The sequence below is a fragment of the Acidobacterium capsulatum ATCC 51196 genome (genome assembly GCF_000022565.1).
In the GTDB taxonomy this organism is placed as follows: Bacteria; Acidobacteriota; Terriglobia; order Terriglobales; family Acidobacteriaceae; genus Acidobacterium; species Acidobacterium capsulatum.
This window is the reverse complement of the sequence record NC_012483.1, coordinates 168,339-189,877: the sequence shown is the minus strand read 5'-3', so window position 1 is coordinate 189,877 and position 21,539 is coordinate 168,339. Positions and strand designations below refer to the sequence as shown.

Genomic DNA, 21,539 nt, shown 5'->3' with positions numbered 1-21,539 from the left:
TTAAGAGTAACATCAATGCCCATTGCAGGCCAGCCCGCTTCCATGCTGAATATCGCCTTTTCTTCGGCTCACCGCGCGGCTTCCTCGGCCACCGCAGGCTCACGCGGCGCCACAATGCCCAGCCGCTCATAAACCGGACGCATATCCCGCCGAATCGCCGGCAACTGCGACCAGAACCACAGGCCCCCCAGAATGCAGACGCTCCCGCTGAAGATCACCGTGTACGGCGCGCCCATCCAGTGCGCCAGAAAGCCGGCAAGCAGGCTGCCGAACGGAGCCATGCCCACAAACGCGGCCGTGTAATAACTCATCACGCGGCCCCGCATCTTCTCGTCCACCAGCGTCTGAATCACCGTATTGCTGGCCGTGAGCCCCTGCATCATGCCATAACCGGTGAACAGCATCAGGATCATGCTCAGCCACATCGTCCGCGAAAATCCAAACGCAATCAGCCCGCAGCCAAAGATCACCGCCGCAATGGGAATAATGCTCGTCAGCCCCCGCACTGATTTCCGCACCACCAGCACCAGCGCCGAGACCAGCGCGCCCACCCCGACGGCTCCCATCAAAAAGCCCATCGTGTTGGGCCCGCCATGCAGCACCTTCGCCGCAAAAATCGGCATCAGCACCACAAACGGCCAGCCCATCAGGCTGAGTATGGCAAACAGTGTAAGAATACTGCGAACCGGCACAAATTCCGAGACGTAGGACCAGCCCTCGCGCAATTGCTCCACCATCGAGGCCCGCTCGCTCTTCTTCTCCACTGCGTGAATGCGCATCAGCAGCAGCGAGACAATCACCGCAATATAGCTGAGGCCATCAATCAGAAAGCAGTACCCTTCACTGCTCGCCGCAATGATGATGCCCGCCAGCGACGGCCCGATGAGCCGCGCCAGGTTCACCATGGACGAGTTGATCGCAATGGCATTCTGCAGATCGTTGCGCGACTCCACCATCTGCACCATGAAAGCCTGCCGCGCCGGCATGTCAAAGGCATTGATCATGCCCTGAAAGACGGCCAGCGCAAGAATCTCAGGAATCGTGATGCGGTGGGTCAGCGTGAGCACGGCAAGCATCAGCGACTGCACCATCGCCAGCCCCTGCGTCCACACGAGCACCGTGCGGCGGTTCAGCCGGTCAGCCCAAACGCCCGCGAAGGGAGCCAGCAGAAACGTGGGAATCTGCCCCACAAAGCCCACCGTACCCAGCAGCACGGCCGAATGCGTCAACCGGTAGACGAGCCACGCCGTGGCAATGCGCGTCATCCATGTGCCGATGAGCGAGATGCTCTGCCCGCTGAAAAATAACCGGAAGTTGCGGTGCCGTAGCGCCCGCCAGGCATGCGAAAAATCCATCCGCCTCGGCGCGGCTGCCGCTCCGTCGTTTGCTCCCGGTCTTCTCTCTGGTTGTGGCGGCGCGGGCTCGCGCTGCGGATCTGCCTTCGGCATGCTCTGCAATGACTTCCCTGTTCCAGCTATTAGTTTCGATGCCCGGCGCGGTGAATCGATGCGAAGATACCGCTCGCGCTAGCCCTGCAAATGCTGCTTCAGAAAGGCGAGTGAACGCTCCCGCGCCACTTTGGCCGAGGGAGCATCGTAGCTGGAGCGCGCGTCGCAGTTGAAGCCGTGATCGGCGTCATACCAGTAGATTTGCACCTCAGGATGCGCGGCCTGCACTTCGTCCACACCCTCTTTCGGAATGTGCTTGTCCTGCGATCCAAAATGCAGCATCACGGGGCAGCGCGGTTGCTCATCCTTGAACTTGCCGATCATGCCGCCGTAGTAGCCCACGGCCACATCGGTGTGCAGACGCGTCGCCGCCAGCCACGCCAGCGAGCCGCCAAAGCAATAGCCAATCATGCCGCATTTTTTGTTCGACTCCTGCCGCACCCAATGCAGCGCCGCGGCCACATCGCTCACGGCATCATTCAGATTCAGCTTTGGTACGAACGATAGCGCCTTCTGCATATCCGCGCCGCTGTACTCAAGCTCCACACCCTTCTCATAGCGGTCAAACAGCGCCGGAGCCACCACCAGAAATCCATCGCGCGCATATCCATCGGCCACCGAGCGAATGTGCCGGTTCACGCCAAAGATCTCCTGCACCACGACCAATCCGCCGATCGGCTCGCCCTCCGGACGCGCCACATACCCATCCAGATCAAAACCGTCGCTCGCGCGCAGCTGTACTGTCTCACTCATGGTTCTATTCTCCTGATTCAGAAATCTCTGCTGTCCGCGCGCCATGCATCCATCAACCAGATGGACTCGTAGCCCAGTAGCTGGCGCGGGCAATCACAATGGCTTGGATGCCGTTGTTCAGCCTCACCTCCAGGTGATGCAGGCCCGGCGTCAGGTCGGTTGGATGAAAGCTCAGCAGATAGCGGTTGTAGGCGTGATTGGCCAGCTCCACCACGTCCATCTGGAAGCGCTTGTCGCGCCCGAACGGCGCATACTCTCCGCCCGTCATGTGAACCAGCGTGCGCGGAATATTCTTGCGCATCGCGTTATATGTCATCATCAGCGGAGCCAGCAGGTTCATCGTGCCCCGCGAACCGCCGCCATGGCCCCAGTTGTTCAGCTCCGCCCGTGAGGGCGAAAACACCAGGCTCAGCACCAGCGTATTGCTCTGCCCGATGCGCTGCACCAGCGACGGAATCGTCACATGCGTGCTGCCGTGATCGCGCGACTCACTCACCAGCAACAGCACGCGGCGGTGATCCGCGGGCTGATGCTCCAGCAGGTCCAGCGAGTAACCCACCGCATCCAGAATGGCCGCGCCGCCATTGCCCGGCGCAAGACTCTGCAAATCCTGCTCTACGTAGGAAGGGTTGCTCGAAAATCCATCCAGATACACCGGCTTTGAATCAAAGGCCACCAGCGCCGTATCGGTATGGCCTCCGCCCGTGAAGAGTTGCAACAGCGTGCCGAGCTGCTGAATTTCCTCCTGCACCAGCGGAGCGTCGCGGCCCCGTTCCACGCACACCACCAGCGAGATGGGCGTGAGATCCATGTCATCGTCCAGATGCACCTGCTGCGGCACGCCATTGTCATACAGGCTGAAGTCGCTGGCCTTGAGCCCATACACAATGGAGCCGTCATTGTGCTCGACCAGCGTGGGCACCAGCACCAGGTTGGTGGTCACGCGCAGCACGCCGGGGTCCTGCTGTGAAGGCAACGGTGGATGTCCATAGTCCTGCAGGCCCGGCGGAGGCAACGGCTCCGCATGCTTCGGCAAGTGCGCGGGTTCGCCGGGAAACGGCTCCTGCGCATGGGCCATGCAACACGCACTCAACACAGCCAGCCACACCAGATACCGGCAGATACGAAAACGCACCAAGGAGGACTCTCTCAACTTCTTTATGTAGACGGAGGAAACCGGCAATCCGTTTCCTACTGCCGCTCCGATTGTGGCCCAGCCGCCCCGCCCCGCGCCGAACCAGGCCGGAAAGGCGCATAAGGATCGCCCTGCCGCACCGGAGCCGACAGCCGTGCCGCCCGCGAGTCCAGCGCCGCGCGCTCTGCAAAAAAGGCCGGGGTAGGCTGATAGTCAGAGTCAAACGGCAACGGACGCTCCGGCCGTCCATCGGCGCGCCCGAACTTTGGCCCGTCCAGCCAGGTGTATTTGTCCGTGACGCCCCACGTCAGCACGGCGGTCACATTGGGCTCGGCCAGCATCATCGTCAGGTAGTCCTGATAGACCTTCGCCACCGCCTGATCGCGTTCTTCCACCGCCGCCGGCAGCTTTTTGTCATTCACATCCATCTCGGTGACAAATACCTGCAGGCCCAGGCGGCCGCACTCCCGCACAAAGGCCCGCAGCCCCGCGCCCGGCATCGGGTCGCCCGCCGTCAGATGGCTCTGAATCCCCACCGCATCCAGCGGCACGCCCCGCGCCTTCATGCGCCGAATCAGCATCAGCACATCGCCGCGCTTGATCGTGTCCTCGGGCGTGTCTTTCTCAATGCCGTAGTCGTTATAGGTCAGCAGCGCGTGCGGATCGGCCAGGCGCGCCGTGTGGAACGCAATATCGATGTAATCCGGGCCCAGCAGTTCCAGCCACGGCGACTTGCGCAGACCATCCGGCCGTCCGTCCTTCGGGAGGATCGCCTCATTCACCACATCCCACGACTGAATGCGCCCGGCATAGCGGCCCGCCACCGTTTGAATGTGCTGAATCAGAATCTCCTTTGCATTGCCCTTGTTCACCTCAGAGGCAAACCAGGTGGGCAACTCCTCATGCCAGCAGAGATTATGCCCGCGCACCTGCTGATTGTGGCGCGCGGCAAAATCCATGATGTCGTCCGCCGGGCGAAAGTCAAAGGTATCGATCGTGGGCCGCAGCGGTCCCCACTTCATCGCATTTTCGGCCACCAGCAGATTCATCTGATCGGCGACCGTCTGGCTATAGGCCGGCTCTCCGTCCAGGCCGCGAGGATTGACCGCGCAGCCCACCAGCAAGCCTGCCGCCGCCGCATGCGCACGCAGCGAGCGCGGCCCGCTCACCTCATGCAGATGCGGAGCCATCGCCTGCCCCGGAATCGAATGCGTCTTATGCCCGCCGCAGCCTGCCAGCGCCGTGCCGCTCAGGCTGCCGGCTGCCGCCGCCATCAGGGACTTCCTCAAAAACTGCCGCCGTGAATCCAAGTCTGCCTCTCCGTATCTCTCTACAGCGGACGCTGCGCGCGCTGCGCCTGCTTGCGGTAGCCTTCCATTTCCTCGGTCCAGCGCAAAAAGCGAATCAGGTTGCGGCGCTCACGCCACACAAAAGCCAGCACCTGCTGGCGGGTAAGCTCTTCTGCTTTCATGCCGGAATAAGTCTCGATGCGCCATTTCAGAAATTCGCTCCTCCACGGGCGCAAATGATGCCCGCGGGTGGAATTCCACAAAAAACGCAGCGCTGCTCTCATGGCACGAGTATAGCCGCAGGCCAGAGCTACCGGCTGGAGGAAGAAGGCGCGGGCTGGGTCGAGGGATTGCTGCCATTCGCGCCCGACGGAGCATTGTTGAGCGTGTAAATCACCTCGCCCGGACGGGCGTAGTGCAGGCGCTCGCGCGCCTCATGCTCAATCGCATCCGGATCGCTCTGCAACGCATGCACCTGTTGCTGCAACTGGCCGTTTTCCTGCTGCAGGTGCTCAATCTGCTGCTGCAGATGCTCGGCCTCGTGCCGCTTCTGCTCATAGGACTTGAGGCCGTTCTGCCCGGCCACCACATAGTAGCCAATGCAGACCGCCATCAACACAATCGCCACCGTCGCCGCGCGGCGGCGCAGGCGCAGGACAAGCGCCATCACCCGCTCCATTTTCGCGGGCTGGGGTTGGTCTGGTAGCGGAACTGTCTGAGGCTGCGGCAGCAAGCGTTTCTCCATGCCGGATGTGTGCGGCGAACCCACCGAACACACAACCAGCTAATCATTAAGGATGCCGCGTCCGGCATGGAGAAGGAACGCCTTTTTCAATAATTCGCCGCGCAGGAATCTAAGCCATTACCCATGCCTTGGCGGCATCGCTCAATGGCTGCGATTCTGATTGCTTGCGCGACTCGGAGTAAACGCGCACCACCGGCTCGGTGCCGCTCAAGCGGTAGCAGACCCACGAGCCGTCGTCGAGCACCAGCTTCAGGCCATCGGTGCGCACCACGCCGGTGACCTTGCGGCCGCCAATCTCGGTGGGATCGTGCTTGATCTTCTCCACAAACGAGGCCTTCACCTCCGGCGTCAGCCGGAAGTTTTCGCGCATCGGATAGAACTCGCCCACCTTGGCAAACAGCGCCTTCAGTTGCTCGCCAATGCTCTTGCCGCGCACGGCCACCATTTCGGCCATCAGCAGGCCGGCAATCACGCCGTCCTTCTCCGGCACGTGGCCGCGAATCGTCAGCCCCGCGCTCTCTTCGCCGCCGATCACAATCGCGTCCTTGTTGATCAGCTCGCCGATGTACTTGAAGCCCACCGGCGTCTCATGCAGCTCAATCTTGTGAAATTCCGCCAGCGCATTCACCAGGTTGGTCGTCGCTACTGACTTCGCCACGCCGTTGCGCCAGCCGCGTGTCTCCACCAGGTAGTCGAAGAGCAGCGCAATGACATAATTCGGCTGAATGAAGGTGCCATCGCCGTCCACAATGCCAAAGCGGTCCGCATCGCCGTCGGTCGCAATGCCCAGCGCCGCGCCGGTCTCCTTCATCTTCTCCTTGCACTTGCCCAGCAGGTGGTCGTCCGGCTCGGGCGCATGCCCGCCAAACAGCACATCGCGGTAATCGTGCACCGTGGCCACTTCCACGCCGTGCTCGCGCAAAATGTGGCAGCTATAGCCGCGCGCCGCACCCCAGAAGGGATCAAATACCACCTTGATGCCCGACTTCTGCACCGCCTTCAGATCCACCAGATCCGCCAGCCGCTTCAGATACGAGGGCTTCACGTCCACTTCTTCAAACTTCTCTTTCGGCTCGGCGGCATCGGCCACCGGCGCATCGCCCAGCGCCTGAATATTCGCCTCAATCTGCTTCGTCACCTCCGGCAGCGCTGGGGCGCCGTCCGGCGTCGAGAACTTGATGCCGTTGTACTCCGGCGGATTATGCGAGGCCGTAAAGTTAATCGCGCCGCCCGTCTTGTGCTGGCGCACCGCGTAGGAGATCGCCGGCGTCGGCGCGGCCTCGGGAATCACCAGCGGACGCACGCCATGCGAGGCCAGCAGATTCGCCGTCTTGGCCACGAACAGCTCGCCCAGAAAGCGCGGATCGCGCCCCACCAGCACCGAATGCTCGCCCGGCTGAGCGGCCACATACTTCGCAATGCCCGTCACCGCGCGCCGCACGTTGCCAAACGTAAATTCATCCGCCACAATTGCGCGCCAGCCCGATGTTCCAAACTTGATCTCGGTCGCCATCTCTTCTCCTCAATCTTCTCGATGCAAACTGATTGTGCCTTCGTATATGGGCACGGCTGCCGCGCCCTGAAAATCATCCACCACAAACACTCGCTACTCTCATCTGTACACCACACGCGGCCACACAGATTTAGTAGCTAGTGAAAACAGCTAAAGTATCCCCAGCCATCTTAACCGGAGCCTTTCCATGACCTCATCCCCTGCCGCCGGCACATCCTCTGCACGTCCCCCATCTTCCGTGTGTCTGGTTCTCACCACTGCCCCTTCAGTCGAAGAAGCGCAGCGCCTCGCCCATTCCCTCGTCGAAGCCCATCTCGCCGCCTGCGTGCAAATGCTGCCGTCCATGACCTCCGTCTACCGCTGGCAGGACCAGATTGAGCAGAGCCAGATCGAGCAGTCCTCTGAGGTTTTGATGCTGCTCAAGACTTCGCGCGAGCGCCTGCCGCAGCTTGAGGCCCGGCTGCATGAGTTGCACTCCTATGAGGTGCCGGAATTCCTCATCCTCGACGCCACGGCCAGCCAGACCTACGCCGCCTGGCTGCACCATTGCGTCGCACCGGCCCCCGAAAGCTGAAATACCCGGCAAGCTGACATCAGGCGCGCCGTGCCACCCCTCATTCCCACACAGCGAAGCCCTCGCGTCTCTCCGGCCAGCCCACCGGCGGCCAGCCGCCTGTTATCCTATGCGGTGACTGTTCCGGCGCACTTCCCCATGCCCGGAACCCACACTGATTTGTCATGCGTTATTTGTACGCCGTATACGTATTGAGCATTCTGGCGCTGATCTGGACGGTCATCAGCATTGCCCGCCATATCCGCGACCACAACTCGCAGGCGCACAAAGATGCGCCGGAATCCATCCCGGAAACGGCCTCGAAATCCTCACTGGAATAAGCGATGAATACAACCACTGCTCTTTCGCCCGCTGTCCTCCCTCGCCGCCACGCGCTGCTGCGCCACACGGGACTCGCCCTCTCCGGCAGCCTGCTGGTCGCCATCTCGGCTCACATCTCGTTCCCGCTTTTCTTCACGCCGGTCCCGTTCACGCTGCAGCCTCTGGCCGTGCTGGCGATTGGCCTGCTGCTCGGTCCCGCCATCGCATTCTCCTCGCTGTCGCTTTATCTGCTTGAGGCCATGGCCGCCCTGCCCGTTCTCGCGCCCATGGGCGCGCCCGGCCCACTGCACATCTTCGGGCCCACCGGCGGCTATATCATCGCCTTCCCGTTTGTCGCCGCGCTGGCCGGATGGCTCTACAGCCGTGGCCGCCGCATGCCCCTGCTCTCAAACTTTGCCGCCGCTCTCATCGCGGCTGCGGTGGCCGATCTGCTGCTGCTCACCAGCGGTTCCGCCGGGCTGATGACGCTGCTGCACCTCAGCCCGGCCCACGCTTTCGAGTTCGGCATGGTGCCCTTCCTGCCCGGCGAAGGACTCAAGGTCGCCGCCGCCGCCGCTCTCGCCGCCGGCTTCACGCGCCTGCGCCAGCCGAACACCTCCGCCGAGTAACTTTCGCGCGGCAAAAAACCTCGGGCGCGCGGCCGCATCCAGTCCTCTGTCCCGCGCCTCCAACTTGTAACTGCTGCTGAAAGGATCAAAGACCGTAGTGAGCACTCAGACGCCCGCATCCAACGATGCCGCCATTCGCGAAATCACCATTGCGCACAGCCCAGACTCCGACGACGCCTTCATGTTCTATGGCCTCGCCAGCGACAACGTGCAGGTGCCCGGCTACCGCTTCACCCACACCCTCACGGACATTGAGACGCTCAACCACAAGGCCATGAACGAGGCCTTCTACGATGTCACCGCCGTCTCCTTCCACGCGTACCCCTACATTCAGGACAACTACGCGCTGATGGCTTGCGGCGGCTCGGTCGGGGAAAACTACGGCCCCATGATCATCGCTCCGCGGCCCTACTCGCTCGACGAGATTCGCAAAATCAAGATCGCCGTGCCCGGAACCCTCACTACGGCCTACCTCACGCTGAAGCTCTTCGCGCCCGAAATCGAAACCGAAGTCGTCCCCTTCGACCAGATCATCCCGCAGGTGCTCGCCGGTAAATATGACGCCGGACTCATCATCCACGAAGGCCAGCTCACCTACTCCCACAGCGGCCTGCACAAGATCATTGACCTCGGCGTCTGGTGGCAGGAGCAGACCGGACTCCCGCTCCCCCTCGGCGGCAATGCCATTCGCCGCTCGCTCGGGCCGGAAGTCATCCACATCGTTGCCAAGGCCCTTTATGACAGCATCAAGTTCGGCCTCGACCACCGCAAAGATGCTCTCGCCCATGCCATGCAGTACGCCCGCGACCTCGATCCCGAGATGGCCAACCAGTTCGTCGGCATGTACGTGAACGAGCGCACCCTCAGCTATGGCGAAGACGGCCGCACCGCCATCCGAAAGCTGCTCCAGATGGGCCACGAGCGCGGCATCATTCCGCACCCCGTCAAAATCGACTTCGTCGAGTAGCTTCGCTCCAACGAGAAACAGCAAGGGCATCCGTCATGGATGCCCTTTTGCTTCAATAGATGGTTCTTAATCCACTTGAGCTCGAAGAATAACCGCAAATGCAACGATCAGGACACAAAGCGATCGCTGGGCCTGCGTACCAAAGGGAAAGCGCTGCATGCTGAAATAAAACAACAAAAAGCAACTCAATAAGTACACAAAGTCCGGAAGACCGAAGCTATGTTCGGCATTCCCGTCCAACTCCCCGTCGTCCCCCAAGCGGCGCGACTTCTTCCAGTTTGCGAACCATAGAAAGATGAAGGGAGATTCGCAGGCCAAGCTAATCACCGTATGCTCCCAAGTCCATACCATCCGTCAGCGCCCCAAAGATCATCGCACCTTTTGCTGCGCGCTCCAAGTTTCCGTTTACCCATCGCCAGCCAACGCCAAATGCCATATACTTAAGTATATGGCAACCCCGCGAGAAACATCGACGCAGCGCACTGCGAAGGTCTTCACGACCAACCGCAGCCAGGCCATTCGTCTGCCCAGGGAATTCCGCTTCCAGACCTCCGAGGTCTTCATCCAGAAGCGCGGCGACCAGGTCATCCTTACGCCTCGCCCCGATAGCTGGAGCGCCTATCTCGATTCCGGCGCAGTCGCCTCCAGCGCCTTCATGGAAGGCGTCGAAGATCTCCCCGTGCAGGAGCGCTGAGACCTGGAGCCGCCTTCATGCCTCTCTACATGCTCGATACTGACATCTCGTCGTACATCATGAAGCGCACCCACGAGGCGGTGCTCCGGCGTCTCCGCAAGACGGCTGTTTCCGACGTATGCATCTCCGCCATCACGCAAGCCGAACTGGCTTATGGCGTCGAAGTCTCTCCCCGCAAATCTCAGGATGCCGAAGCTCTGCACGAGTTCCTGCGCTATGTGCAGGTGCTCGGCTTCCCTTCTGAAGCAGGCACGGACTACGCTCAGATTCGCGCTCACCTCAAGCAGCGCGGAACCATGATTGGAGCGAATGATCTTCTGATTGCCGCGCACGCCCGTGCGCTTAAACTCACCCTGGTCACCAACAACACGCGCGAATTCAGCCGCGTCCCGGGCCTTACTCTTGAAAACTGGGCCGCGCCCGCCCGCGCCCGCTGATTCCGCCCATCCGGCTTCCCGTCCAGATCTCCCCGAATTCTGCAGACCGTTTCTCATCCGCCGTAAATAAATTCCTCCAGCCACCGATATAAGCCTCGAAAGCAGCGATCCCGGACGCGTATCCGGGTCCGTTTCAGAAAGGCTATCTGTGAAGAATTGGACCATTGGCAAGCGTGTCAGCATCCTCTGCGCACTCCTCATCAGCTTCATCGTGATCTGCGGAGCAGTCGCCGTTATCGGACTGCTGAATATCTCCAGCAATCTGCGCGAAATCGCCACCCGCTCGGTGCCCGCGCTCGAAGAACTCTCCAAAATTCAGGGCGGCGTCCTCGAGGCCCGCGGCTCCACGCTCATGATGGCCGTCCCCGGCATGGGCAACGTCAAGGCGCTTCAAAAGCAGCGCATGGCAAAAATCCACGCCTACGTCTCGGCCAACTTCAAGAGCTATGAGTCTGGCATCACCGACCCGCAGGACCGCCGCCAGTTTGACGCCCTGCACACCGCCGTCGAACAGTACTTCGCCATGTGCGAAAACTTCCGCGTCCTGGCCACGGACAACAAGGTGCCCGACGCCGTCAATCTCTACAGCACCACCGGCCACACCGCCTACACGGCCATGAAGAAGGCGATGGCCGCCGAAGTCAAGTTCAACAACGAGCGCGCCGCGCAGCAACTCGCCGCCGGCTCCCGCGCCATGCGGCACGCGATTGAGCTCATGAGCTGGCTCGCCTTTGGAGCATTCCTCGGCGGCTGCATCCTCGCCTACATCGTCATCAAGGGCATCAATGAGTCGCTGCGGCACTCGGTCAATGAGGTCGCCGCCTTTGCCCAGCAGGCTCGCGGCGCGGCTGACCAGTTGGCCGCATCCAGCAACCAGCTCGCCACCGGCTCCTCCGAGCAGGCGGCAACGCTTGAGGAAACCTCCGCTTCCAGCCATCAGATCAGCGCCATGACCACCCGCAATGCGGAGAATGCCACCGCTGCCTCCCGCCTCATGGCAGAAGTGGACACGCGCATGACCGAAGCCGGAACCCGGCTCGAAGCCATGGTCGAGAGCATGAGCGCCATCGACAGCTCCAGCCGCAAGATCGGCAGCATCATGAAGGTGATCGACGAAATCGCCTTCCAGACCAACCTCCTCGCCCTCAACGCGGCCGTCGAGGCTGCCAGGGCCGGCGAGGCTGGTGCCGGCTTCGCTGTCGTCGCCGATGAGGTCCGCGCGCTCGCCCAGCGCTGCGCGGAAGCCGCGCGCAACACCTCCTCGCTCATCGAGGAATCCGTCACCAACGCCAAGGTCGGCACCGAACGCATCGAGGGCGTCACCAGCGTCATTCACAGCGTCGCCGGGCACGCCGCCCGCGTCCGTAACGTGGTCGATGAGGTCAGCGCCGGAGCACAGGAGCAGGATCGCGGCAACCAGCAAATCAAATCCGCGCTCGAAGCGCTCGAAATGATGACCCAGACCACCGCCGCCACCGCCGAGGAAAGCGCCGCCGCCAGCGCCCAGCTTCAGGCCCAGGCCAAGGCTATGGAAGCCGTCGTCATTGACCTCAGCGTGCTGGTGCAATAAGCACAATCCCCCCCAGCGAAAGCCCATCCCCGAGGGGCCGAATCCAGCCATGGACCGGCCCCCCATGCATTTCCCTTGTCACTCAATCCGCCTACGCTTCATCCGCCGAAGGCCCATAGAATCCCGGAATCGGAACATTCAGCAAACGCAGATACACGCCCAACTGCGCCCGGTGATGAATCATGTGGTTCATCACCATGCCGCGGTACACGGCAATGCGCGGCATGTCCACAATCGTCTGCCCCATCCAGTCCATCTTCCAGTTCCTGGCCATGTCCTCATCGCTCGTCGCGGCCAGCGCCTCCCGCGCCTCGGGCAGGTCTTTGTCAAAACGCGCCAGAATGTCCTCCCGCTTCTTGTCCTTCCACACGTCCATGTACTTCATGCCGTCCTCCACTGAGACGGACATGCCCGGCAGCTTCATCGTGTCCCGGCACCAGTCCGGAAAGTCGGAAATATGCCACGCCAGCCGCACCAGCTCCATCGACTTCTCATGCGGCTTCCAGCTCAGGTGATCATTGGGCACCAGCTCCAGCATCCGGCGCGTGTTGGCAAATTCGTGGTCAAACTCAGGCAAAAAACCGGCAGCAAGGCTCATCGTCTTTCCCTCCTTGGGAAGCGAAATCATCGTACACTCAAAAAGAGAACAAAAGGCGAAATATTAACAGAAGCTTCTTTTCAGACCCGACGCACCCGAGAGTACCCAAACCTGCCGGAAAATCACTCTCGCACCTGCCGGGAATTTCCCCTGAATTCGTTATGCTGGAAATAGAGGTCGATAAGAAGTGCGGACGGCGCGCTGCATCCAGCCAGGCGCTGCAGGCACCGCTGCCTCTGGAATTGCACGGATATCCCGGCATTTCGACATTAACCCCGGCACCGGCAAGGGCATTTTCGCATTGATTCTAAAGGACTTGCCAGCCTAATGTCCGGTACGTCCAACGATATCAATAACTTCTGGGACGTTAATGGTGATTTTTTTTTTGCGCTTCAGTACAGGCAAAACGCCTTCCGTGCGCACCATGCAAAAAAGCCCCGAAGCTGCTGCCAACCCGGGGCTTTTCCATGCCTTGCGGAAGACTAATCCTTCACGGCCTTACGCTCTTTTTCACGCTCAAAGAAGCGCTCCATGAACTTGGTATCAAACTCGCCCTTGCGGAACTCCTCATCGGCAAAGATGCGCTGATGCAGCGGAATCGTCGTATGAATGCCCTGCACCACAAACATCTCCAGCGCACGCTGCATCCGATTCATCGCCTCTTCGCGGTCCTTGCCATGCGTGATGAGCTTGGCAATCAGCGAGTCATAATACGGTGGCACCACGCCTTCGGCATACTGGGCCGTGTCCACGCGCACGCCATTGCCGCCGGGCACGTTGAACGCGGTAATCTTGCCCGCCGAGGGTGTGAACTTCTCCGGGTGCTCGGCATTGATGCGGCACTCAATGGCATGGCCGCGAATCACCACCGGCTCCGGCACAATGCTCGACAGCTTTTCGCCGGACGCAATGCGCAACTGCGCCTTCACCAGGTCAATGCCCGTGACCATCTCCGTCACCGGATGCTCCACCTGGATGCGCGTGTTCATCTCGATGAAGTAGAGCTTGCCGTCCTCGTCCATCAGAAACTCGACGGTGCCCGCATTCTGGTAGCCGACCGCTTCGAGCGATTTCTTGAGCGTCTTGCCGATCTCTTCGCGCATCTTCGGCGTCACCTGCAGCGAAGGCGCTTCCTCAATCAGCTTCTGATGCCGGCGCTGAATCGAGCACTCGCGCTCGCCCAGTGACATGACGTTGCCGTGTTCATCGGCCAGCACCTGAAACTCGATGTGGCGCGGGCGCTCGATGAACTTCTCCATGTAGAGCTCGCCGTTGCCAAAGGCATTGGCCGCCTCGGTGCTCGCCGCCTGGTAGAGCGCCGGCAGCTCGGCCGCCGAGCGAATCACGCGCATGCCTCGCCCGCCGCCGCCAGCCTTGGCCTTCAGAATGACCGGATAGCCCACCGACTTCGCCCACTCCAGCGCCTCATCTTCTGAGGCAATGATGCCATCGGAGCCAGGCAGAATCGGCACCTTGGCCTTCTTCATGGCCTGGCGCGCCTTCTCCTTCTCGCCCATCAGCCGCGTCACTTCCGGCGGCGGCCCGATGAACTTGATGTTGGACGCGCGGCACACTTCGGCGAAGTTCGCATTCTCGCTCAGCAGGCCATAGCCCGGATGAATCGCATCCACATCCGCAATCTCGGCCGCGCTGATCACGGCCGGAACATTCAGGTAGCTCTCAGCCGAGCGCGGAGGACCGATGCAGATAGCCTCGTCGGCAAAGCGCACGTGCAGCGAATGCCGGTCCGCCTCGCTATAGATAGCGACCGTGCGAATGCCCATTTCCTTGCAGGCGTTGATGACACGCAGCGCAATTTCGCCGCGATTGGCGATGAGTACTTTACGAAACATAGTCTCTGGCTACCGTGCCTTCAGAGCGAAAAGGGGCTGGCCATACTCCACCGGCTGCCCGTTCTGCACAAAGCGCTTGACCACTTCTCCGGCCGCGTCTGACTCGATCTCGTTCATCAGCTTCATGGCTTCCACAATGCAGAGCACCTGGCCGTTGTCCACCTGATCGCCGATCTTCACAAAAGCATTGGTTCCCGGCGAGGGAGACTCATAGAACGTGCCCACAATCGGCGACTTCACAATGTGCAGCCCGGCGTTCTCATCCTCTGCCGCGGCGGGAGCCGCCGCGCTGGCATGCACCTGCGGAGCCACATGCTGCACGGCCGGTGCCGCAGGCTGCGCCGCGGGAGCCGCCAAAGGCTGCTGCATGGCCATCAGGCGAGCCAGGCTCGCCAGGTCCATTGCGGACGCGCTGCTCTGCTCGGACCCGAACTTCAAGTTGACCTTCAGGTCTCCACGTTCCAGGCTAAATTCGCCGATCTGATTCTGCTTCAGGAACTCGATCAGTTCCTTTAACTGTCCCAACTCTTCTGGATTCATTGTTGTCTGTCAGCCTCTGTCACGCTTTACAGTTCCATCCATGCCTTGGTGGCAGGCGTGAGCACCGCAGCTCCCGTCTCTGTCACCACCACCATGTCTTCAATGCGGATGCCGAATTTCTCCGGCAGGTACACACCGGGTTCAATGGTGACCACCATTCCCGGCTTCAACTTTGCTTCCTGCCCTGCTGCAAAGCGGGGCTGCTCATGAATCTCCAGGCCCACTCCATGCCCGGTTCCGTGCGTAAAGTACTCCGCGAGACCAGCCTCGCGCAAAACGCTGCGTGCCGCCTCATCCACCGAGGCCATGGTCGCCCCCGGCTTCACCGCCGCCACGCCTGCCTCCTGCGCGGCCAGAACCGCATCATAGGCAAATTGCTCTTCCTTGGTCGCACGGCCCACGTGCACAGTGCGCGTCATGTCAGAAAGATAACCATTGAGAATAACACCGAAGTCCAGCGTTACGAACCCTTTGCGAGGGATCTTCGCCAGCGACGCCCGCCCGTGCGGCATCGACGAGCGCACACCGCTCGCCACGATGGTGTCAAACGACATGCCCTCGGCTCCGAGGCTGCGCGCAAAGAACTCCAGGTCCGCGGCGACTTCAATCTCCGTCATGCCCGGACGAATGTGCGGCACAATCAGGTCAAAGAGCTTGCAGCCCATCAGCGCCGCTTCCTGCATCAGCAGGATTTCGTCCTCATCCTTGATGAGGCGCAGATTCATCACCAGCGGCTCGGGGATCGGACGGAAGAACTTCGCGCGCTGGCGGCGAGGCAGCGCCTCGCGGTAGCTTTCCAGCTCTGCCACACGGGTATTTGCCGGATCAAACCCGGCAAACTCCGCTTCCTCGGCGGCCCACGCGGCCGCTTCCTTGACGGTGGACTTGGCGGCGATGTGAACCGTCGCGCCCTGCACTTCCTGACGGGCCTGCAGCGTGTAGCGGCCATCGGTGAAAAGCGCCGCCTTGCGCCGCGTCACGATCAGTACAGCGCTCGACCCCGAAAACCCGCACAGGTAGCGCACGTCGGGCAAGTGGGTGATCCAGAGAGCTTCCAGTTGGTGCTTCTGCAGCGCGCGCCGCAGCTTACGAATCCGGCCTGCATAGTTCATCTTCACGATCTTACATTCTGCGGGCGCAATTCCGCATGCTTCCCTCGCGAAGCCGCACCAAAACGCAAACGCCTACTTTTTTAGCAGCGCCGGAACCGCCGCGCGGTCACGATCCTTCACCTTGCGCGCGGGCATGCCCGCATAGACGCCGAAAGGCTCCAGGTCTTTGGTCGCAAGGGAGGCCATCGCGAGAATCGCGCCATCGCCCACATTCACGCCCGGGCTCACAATGGCCTTGGCGCACACCCAGGAGTAAGCGCCGATCCGCATGGGATAGGAGACCAGCCGGAACGACGGCTCGTTGTAGAGGTGAGTCGCACCGCACACGTACGCGCCCTGCGAAACCACCGCGTGCGAGCCGATAGTGAGCAGTGAGGGATTGTAAAGCTCGGCGTCATCGCCCACCCCCACGGCCTCTTCGCAGACAAGATTCCACGGCGCCCAGATGCGGCACTTGGGATAGAAGTGGCAATTCGGTGCGAGCTTTGCGCCGAAGAGGCGCAGAATCATCGAGCGCCACCCATGAAACGGGCGCGGAGAAGTGCGGAAGAATAACGCGTAAAACAAATTCCAAACAGCGCGGCGTGCGCGGTTGGAAACAGAGTAGGAGGCCTGCAGGTGAGGATCAACACTCGGCTGAGTCAGATCAGTCGTCAATGAAACTTCTCCTTGCCTGGGAAACCACGGCTGCGAGCGGCCGCGCTTGAGGCAAGCATAACCGATCCGGAGAGTTCCGCTTCCTGCGCTCAGGAGCGTGCGATGCGGGTCCGCGGCTCCGTGCGTCCCGTGGAGCGCACCGGCTTCTTCTGGCGCGGCTTCACGGCGGCAACTTCCACTTCCACCGGAATGCCGGACTGGCGATCCATCCATTCGTCCAGACGTGACTTCTTGAAGCGCCAGCGATTGCCCAGCTTGAAGGCTGGCACAAACGCCTCAGAGGCGTACTTGTACAACGTATCGGGACTGATACCGAGATAATCCGACGCCTGGCGGATATCCATCACTTCGCGAAACTCCGGACTGCGGCCTGCCGAACTCTTCATGATGATGCCCTCGTCTTATTCTTTTGGATGTCTCCGGAAGAAGTGCCGGTCTATTTCTGCCAGCCTCCTGCTTATACCTTGAGCCTACGGCTCCGTCCAATGAATTTGCACACTCGGGACGTGTTTTTCTGGTTTCCCCTGCGGCTTTTTCCGGGTTTTGCCACAAAAATATCGCAACAATTCACACTCGCGTCCCCGATTCCTCTCCGCCGAAAAGCGAAGGGCCGATCCCTGCGGACCGGCCCTTCACTGATTCGCTGCCTGCTCCGAAAAGCTAAACCTTCGGTTCCAGACCATCCAGAATCGAGAGGAAGCTCTCATCGAGAGTGCGATTCTTGGCAATCGCGTCGGCCAACGGAATATCCTCGATCTTCGTGCCGCGCAGCACCACCAGGCGTCCGAACTTGCCCTGGTGGACCAGATCGATGGCCGCCAGGCCATAGCGCGTCGAGAGCATGCGGTCATAGGCCGTCGGCGTGCCGCCGCGCTGCGTGTGACCCAGGTTCACCGAGCGAGTCTCATAGCCGGTGCGCTTCTCGATTTCGTCGGCCAGAATAGAGCCGATGCCGCTCAAACGGGCATGGCCAAAGGAGTCCACCTTGGTGCCGTGCGTCGCCTGCGCGCCCGAGTCGGGCAGCTTGGCGCCTTCGGCCACCACGACGATGCCGTACTTCTTGCCGTGGTCATGGTTGTACTTGAGCAGCTTGCAGACGTGATCGAGGTCGATCTGCTTTTCGGGCACCAGCACGGCATGCGCGCCACCGGCTACGCCGGCCGTCAGCGCGATCCAGCCCGCATCGCGGCCCATCACTTCGCACACGATGACGCGGTTGTGCGCCTCGGCGGTGGTGTGCAGGCGGTCGATGGCCTCGGTGGCAATCGACACAGCAGTGTCAAAGCCGAAGCAGGCATCGGTGCCGTTCAAGTCGTTGTCAATCGTCTTGGGCACGCCCACGCCCGGTACACCGGCCTGAATCAGCGCGTTGGTCACCGACTGCGTATCATCGCCGCCAATCGCGATCAGCGCATCGAGCTTATTGGCCTTGAGGGTCTCGACGCACTTCTCAATGCCGCCCTCGATCTTGCGCACGTTGGTGCGCGAGGTGCGCAGAATGGTGCCGCCCTGATCGAGAATGCCGTCCACCTTCTCCAGCGTCAGCGCCACGGTGTTGTTGTCGAGCACGCCGCGCCAGCCTTCCACAAAGCCGACGAACTCATCGCCGTAGTGCTGAATTCCCTTCTTCACAACCGCATGAATCACTGCATTCAGTCCGGGGCAATCGCCGCCGCCTGTCAAAATTCCGACGCGCATCTCAAGTTCTCCTGGCTATGTTTTGGAAGTGTGCTGCGAATTGGAAGCCCGATGCATGCCCGCGCTTCTCCTCTGCATCATAGTGCATCGCAGCTACGGCACGCAGTATTCCCGTGCGATTCATGCCGTACGCGGCATCAGCTTGTAGACTGGGAATCGTAGTTTTAGTGGAGGATGCAACGCATGTCTGAAGTGAAAGTCACGATTCGTCCCAACGGTCCGCTGCGGGTGGAAGGCACCATTCAACTCGCCGACTCGCAGGGCAACACCTGGAACCTCGAAGGCAAGCCCGCTGTTTCGCTCTGCCGCTGCGGAGCCTCGGCCAACAAGCCCTTCTGCGACGGAAGCCACAACCAGGCTGGCTTCCAGGACGACACCAAAGCGCCCCAGCAGTAAACCGGGCGGCTTCTCCGTTGCCCATCCTTCGCGCCTCTTGCGCGAGGGGTGGGACTACGGCTTCATCCACCCTTCGGCACGCTGAAATTCAGCCCTTCCCGGGCAGCCGCCCTTTGTGTCGCCGTCACATTCACCTGCTCCAATGGAATCTTCATCTCCCGCCCCGTAGCCGCGGCATCCAGATCGATGAGCGTGGTGGGCGTGAGCGCGTAGTTGCGCATCGTCTTGCGCGTGCCATCTTTCATCACCACGGTCAGCTTCGGTTCCTGGCTCTGAATCACATTCGGCGCGCTGGCTGCGGCATGGTAAGCCGGGCGATAGGTGTCTTCTGATGGAGGTGCCGGGGCAGTTGGCTGCGCTGTGACACTCGAAGCCAAAGGAGGCTCCGAAGTCGGGGCGGCACTGGTCTGCATTCCCTCCGAATCGTCCATATATCCCAGATCGCCAGAGGTAAGCCAATAGCCTGAGCCGAAGAGGTAAGGCACAGCATATCCCTCGCCGTCGCGGTGACGGTAATGGTAGCGGTCGTGATCGTGATCCCAATCCCGCTCGTGATGGCGGTCGCCGCCGCGCCGCATGGCCGTCGAGGGCGCGGAGTGAAACGGCGTCAGCACATGGGGCGCAGGAAAGATGCGATTGCCGGGCGGAAAGACTTCCTGCCCAGCGGGAAAGACCGTCTGCCCCTGAGGAAATACAGCCTGCCCCGGAGGGAAGATGGCTTGACCGGGCGTGAAGACGGATTGCCCCGGGGTAAACACCGCATGCCCCGGCGCAAAAATGGCCTGGCCCGGTTGAGAGAAACGGCCGGGTTGCGAGACAAACGACCCCGGCATCTGCACCCCGGGAGCATGAAAGGCTGCATGTGCGCCGGGGGTAGCTCCGTTCTGCTGTTGTGCTCCCGCAGCCACGCTCGCCGCCAGAAGCAAACCGGCCATCCACTTCCCTCTTCCGCGCATGGCTGTACCGTCCTGCTTAACAAGACGCGCCAGAGGGCCGCGCAGTTTCCTGAAAAGCGAAAAGCGGCCCGCCAAAGCAGACCGCCCTTCGGGTCCTTCCAGTGGAACTACTCCTGTCCCGCGCCCTGCTGCTGCATGCGCTGCACCTTGCTGTGCTTGGTCGAGTAGTTGAAGTAGATCAGCAGGCCCACGACCAGCCACACCAGCACGACAATCCACGTGAGCAGTGGCAGGTTGGCCATCAGGTAAACCGCGCTCAGCACGCCAAGAATCGGCACCAGCGGCACCAGCGGCGTTTTGAACGGGCGTTCCAGATCGGGCATGCGCACGCGCAGCACCCAGACACCGGCCGAGACGATGGCAAAGGCCAGCAGCGTGCCCATGTTCACCAGTTCGCTCAGCTTGTTGATGGGCAGCAGCGCGGGCAAAAAGGCCACGATGGTGCCCACAACGATATTTGAGATCCATGGCGTGCGGAACTTCGGATGAATGGCCGAGGCCCACTTGGGCAGCAGCCCATCGCGGCTCATGGAGAAGAAGACGCGCGATTGCCCCAGCAACATCACCAGCATGACGGTGCCCAGGCCAAAGATGGCGCCAATCTTGACCAGCAGGCTGCCCCAGGCCACGCCCGTAGCGTCAATGCCGAGGGCCACCGGGTCGGCCACATCGAGCGAGCGGTAGCTCACCAGCCCGGTCAGCACCAGCGAGACGGCGATGTACAAAAGCGTGCAGATCACCAGCGAGCCCAGAATGCCGATTGGCATGTCGCGCTGCGGATTCCGCGCCTCCTGCGCCGCCGTGGAAACGGCGTCAAACCCGATATAGGCAAAGAAGACCGAAGAGGCACCGGCGACGATGCCGTTGAATCCATATTTGCCCGGGCCTTCCGATTTAGGAATGAAAGGGTGCCAGTTCAGGCTGGCCACGTGCGGATGGTGCATCAGGAAGCCGATGCCCAGCACCAGAAAGATACCGACCACCGCCAGTTTGACGAACACGATCAGCGAGTTCAGATTGGCGGATTCCTTGATGCCGATCACCAGAATGGTCGTCACGGCCAGAATGGCCAGAAACGCGATCAGGTCAAAGATGCCGTGCACCTTCAGCAAGCCAGCGGTCGGCGTGCCCATGGGCAGCGCGGCCTGCGACACCCAGTGGCCATGCAGAAAATAAAGCGTGTTGCCGTAGGTGGTCGTCCAGCGCGCCAGAGCGGGCGAGGGCGTGAGGCCGATCTGCTCCAGAAAACTGACGAGATAGCCCGACCAGCCCGAAGCGACTGTGGCCGCGCCGAAGGCGTATTCGAGCACGAGGTCCCAGCCGATGACCCAGGCGACCAGCTCGCCCAAAGTGGCATAGCCATAGGTATAGGCCGAACCCGCAATGGGAATGATCGAGGCAAACTCGGCATAGCAAAGCCCTGCAAACGCACACGTGATGCCTGCCACGATGAAGCTCAACGCCACGGCCGGTCCGGCATGCAGCGCCGCGGCCTGGCCGGTCAGCACAAAGATGCCGGCGCCGATAATCGCGCCGATGCCCAGCGTAATAAGGTTGACCGGCCCCAGGGATCGTTTGAGTGTGTGTTCGCCTTCTTCCACCGCCTCATTTTTCAGCGCAGAGAGCGGCTTGACTGCAAAAAGCTTCGCCATGAAATGGCCTTCCTCCAGATAAT

25 protein-coding genes are annotated in these 21,539 nt (G+C 61.3%); 8 read left to right on the top strand and 17 right to left on the bottom strand.

Annotated elements, in window-relative coordinates; translation table 11 throughout:
• Window positions 1–68 precede the first annotated feature (68 nt).
• From ACP_RS00730 to ACP_RS00700, 7 genes are all read right to left on the bottom strand, one after another.
• Entirely contained in the window at window positions 69–1,448 is a 1,380-nt protein-coding gene (locus tag ACP_RS00730) for an MFS transporter (protein WP_238525607.1), read from the bottom strand.
• A 78-nt stretch (window positions 1,449–1,526) separates the two neighbouring features.
• Entirely contained in the window at window positions 1,527–2,201 is a 675-nt protein-coding gene (locus ACP_RS00725) for a dienelactone hydrolase family protein (RefSeq protein ID WP_012680550.1), read from the bottom strand.
• A 52-nt stretch (window positions 2,202–2,253) separates the two neighbouring features.
• Window positions 2,254–3,339, bottom strand: coding sequence for a vWA domain-containing protein (locus ACP_RS00720; protein ID WP_148214963.1), 1,086 nt, complete (start codon window positions 3,337–3,339; stop codon window positions 2,254–2,256).
• Window positions 3,340–3,392: 53 nt separating this feature from the next.
• Window positions 3,393–4,610: a glycoside hydrolase family 10 protein gene (locus ACP_RS00715; protein WP_148214962.1), complete on the bottom strand. Its 1,218-nt coding sequence runs from the start codon at window positions 4,608–4,610 to the stop codon at window positions 3,393–3,395.
• A 56-nt stretch (window positions 4,611–4,666) separates the two neighbouring features.
• On the bottom strand, window positions 4,667–4,807 hold the full coding sequence (locus ACP_RS18510; protein ID WP_238525606.1) for a hypothetical protein: 141 nt from the start codon (window positions 4,805–4,807) through the stop codon (window positions 4,667–4,669).
• Between the two features lie 128 nt (window positions 4,808–4,935).
• Window positions 4,936–5,292, bottom strand: a complete 357-nt coding sequence (locus ACP_RS00705; RefSeq protein ID WP_012680546.1) for an FtsB family cell division protein — start codon at window positions 5,290–5,292, stop codon at window positions 4,936–4,938.
• Between the two features lie 187 nt (window positions 5,293–5,479).
• Complete coding sequence (locus ACP_RS00700; RefSeq protein ID WP_012680545.1) at window positions 5,480–6,883, bottom strand: phosphoglucomutase/phosphomannomutase family protein; 1,404 nt, start codon at window positions 6,881–6,883, stop codon at window positions 5,480–5,482.
• Between the two features lie 187 nt (window positions 6,884–7,070).
• On the opposite strand from ACP_RS00700, the gene cutA reads away from it, so the two are divergent.
• From cutA to ACP_RS00685, 4 genes are all read left to right on the top strand, one after another.
• Entirely contained in the window at window positions 7,071–7,457 is a 387-nt protein-coding gene (gene cutA / locus ACP_RS00695) for a divalent-cation tolerance protein CutA (protein WP_012680544.1), read from the top strand.
• Between the two features lie 164 nt (window positions 7,458–7,621).
• Window positions 7,622–7,777: a hypothetical protein gene (locus ACP_RS18205; protein WP_012680543.1), complete on the top strand. Its 156-nt coding sequence runs from the start codon at window positions 7,622–7,624 to the stop codon at window positions 7,775–7,777.
• 3 nt (window positions 7,778–7,780) lie between these two features.
• Window positions 7,781–8,386: a biotin transporter BioY gene (locus ACP_RS00690; RefSeq protein WP_012680542.1), complete on the top strand. Its 606-nt coding sequence runs from the start codon at window positions 7,781–7,783 to the stop codon at window positions 8,384–8,386.
• Between the two features lie 97 nt (window positions 8,387–8,483).
• Window positions 8,484–9,353 (top strand): menaquinone biosynthesis family protein, encoded by an 870-nt coding sequence (locus ACP_RS00685; protein ID WP_012680541.1) that lies wholly within the window; start codon window positions 8,484–8,486, stop codon window positions 9,351–9,353.
• A gap of 66 nt (window positions 9,354–9,419) precedes the next feature.
• On the opposite strand, the gene ACP_RS18200 is transcribed toward ACP_RS00685, so the two are convergent.
• Complete coding sequence (locus ACP_RS18200) at window positions 9,420–9,680, bottom strand: hypothetical protein (RefSeq protein ID WP_169305883.1); 261 nt, start codon at window positions 9,678–9,680, stop codon at window positions 9,420–9,422.
• A 121-nt stretch (window positions 9,681–9,801) separates the two neighbouring features.
• Here ACP_RS18200 and ACP_RS00675 point away from each other — a divergent pair, with 121 nt between their 5' ends.
• The 3 genes from ACP_RS00675 (at window position 9,802) to ACP_RS00665 (ending at window position 12,054) form a co-directional block, all read left to right on the top strand.
• The gene (locus ACP_RS00675) at window positions 9,802–10,047 is read left to right on the top strand and encodes an antitoxin (RefSeq protein WP_012680540.1); all 246 of its coding nucleotides are present in this window, start codon (window positions 9,802–9,804) and stop codon (window positions 10,045–10,047) included.
• Between the two features lie 17 nt (window positions 10,048–10,064).
• Window positions 10,065–10,484: a type II toxin-antitoxin system tRNA(fMet)-specific endonuclease VapC gene (gene vapC / locus ACP_RS00670; protein WP_012680539.1), complete on the top strand. Its 420-nt coding sequence runs from the start codon at window positions 10,065–10,067 to the stop codon at window positions 10,482–10,484.
• Window positions 10,485–10,632: 148 nt separating this feature from the next.
• Entirely contained in the window at window positions 10,633–12,054 is a 1,422-nt protein-coding gene (locus ACP_RS00665) for a methyl-accepting chemotaxis protein (RefSeq protein WP_012680538.1), read from the top strand.
• 91 nt (window positions 12,055–12,145) lie between these two features.
• Here the strand turns inward: ACP_RS00665 and ACP_RS00660 are convergent, their stop codons facing one another.
• From ACP_RS00660 to ACP_RS00630, 7 genes are all read right to left on the bottom strand, one after another.
• The gene (locus tag ACP_RS00660) at window positions 12,146–12,652 is read right to left on the bottom strand and encodes a DinB family protein (protein WP_012680537.1); all 507 of its coding nucleotides are present in this window, start codon (window positions 12,650–12,652) and stop codon (window positions 12,146–12,148) included.
• 482 nt (window positions 12,653–13,134) lie between these two features.
• Complete coding sequence (gene accC / locus ACP_RS00655; protein ID WP_012680536.1) at window positions 13,135–14,505, bottom strand: acetyl-CoA carboxylase biotin carboxylase subunit; 1,371 nt, start codon at window positions 14,503–14,505, stop codon at window positions 13,135–13,137.
• Between the two features lie 9 nt (window positions 14,506–14,514).
• The gene (gene accB, locus ACP_RS00650) at window positions 14,515–15,045 is read right to left on the bottom strand and encodes an acetyl-CoA carboxylase biotin carboxyl carrier protein (protein ID WP_012680535.1); all 531 of its coding nucleotides are present in this window, start codon (window positions 15,043–15,045) and stop codon (window positions 14,515–14,517) included.
• A 26-nt stretch (window positions 15,046–15,071) separates the two neighbouring features.
• Window positions 15,072–16,157 (bottom strand): M24 family metallopeptidase, encoded by a 1,086-nt coding sequence (locus ACP_RS00645; protein WP_012680534.1) that lies wholly within the window; start codon window positions 16,155–16,157, stop codon window positions 15,072–15,074.
• A 72-nt stretch (window positions 16,158–16,229) separates the two neighbouring features.
• Window positions 16,230–16,814, bottom strand: a complete 585-nt coding sequence (locus ACP_RS00640) for an LbetaH domain-containing protein (protein ID WP_012680533.1) — start codon at window positions 16,812–16,814, stop codon at window positions 16,230–16,232.
• Between the two features lie 89 nt (window positions 16,815–16,903).
• Window positions 16,904–17,200, bottom strand: a complete 297-nt coding sequence (locus ACP_RS00635) for a helix-turn-helix domain-containing protein (protein ID WP_041839145.1) — start codon at window positions 17,198–17,200, stop codon at window positions 16,904–16,906.
• Window positions 17,201–17,474: 274 nt separating this feature from the next.
• Window positions 17,475–18,512: a 6-phosphofructokinase gene (locus tag ACP_RS00630; RefSeq protein WP_012680531.1), complete on the bottom strand. Its 1,038-nt coding sequence runs from the start codon at window positions 18,510–18,512 to the stop codon at window positions 17,475–17,477.
• A 183-nt stretch (window positions 18,513–18,695) separates the two neighbouring features.
• Between ACP_RS00630 and ACP_RS00625 the strand changes: the two genes are divergently transcribed.
• On the top strand, window positions 18,696–18,908 hold the full coding sequence (locus ACP_RS00625; protein WP_012680530.1) for a CDGSH iron-sulfur domain-containing protein: 213 nt from the start codon (window positions 18,696–18,698) through the stop codon (window positions 18,906–18,908).
• Between the two features lie 62 nt (window positions 18,909–18,970).
• Here ACP_RS00625 and ACP_RS00620 read toward each other — a convergent pair whose 3' ends face one another.
• Together ACP_RS00620 and ACP_RS00615 are read right to left on the bottom strand one after the other, a co-directional pair.
• Window positions 18,971–19,843, bottom strand: coding sequence for a hypothetical protein (locus ACP_RS00620; RefSeq protein WP_041839144.1), 873 nt, complete (start codon window positions 19,841–19,843; stop codon window positions 18,971–18,973).
• A 128-nt stretch (window positions 19,844–19,971) separates the two neighbouring features.
• Window positions 19,972–21,516 (bottom strand): amino acid permease, encoded by a 1,545-nt coding sequence (locus tag ACP_RS00615; RefSeq protein ID WP_012680528.1) that lies wholly within the window; start codon window positions 21,514–21,516, stop codon window positions 19,972–19,974.
• Window positions 21,517–21,539 lie beyond the last annotated feature (23 nt).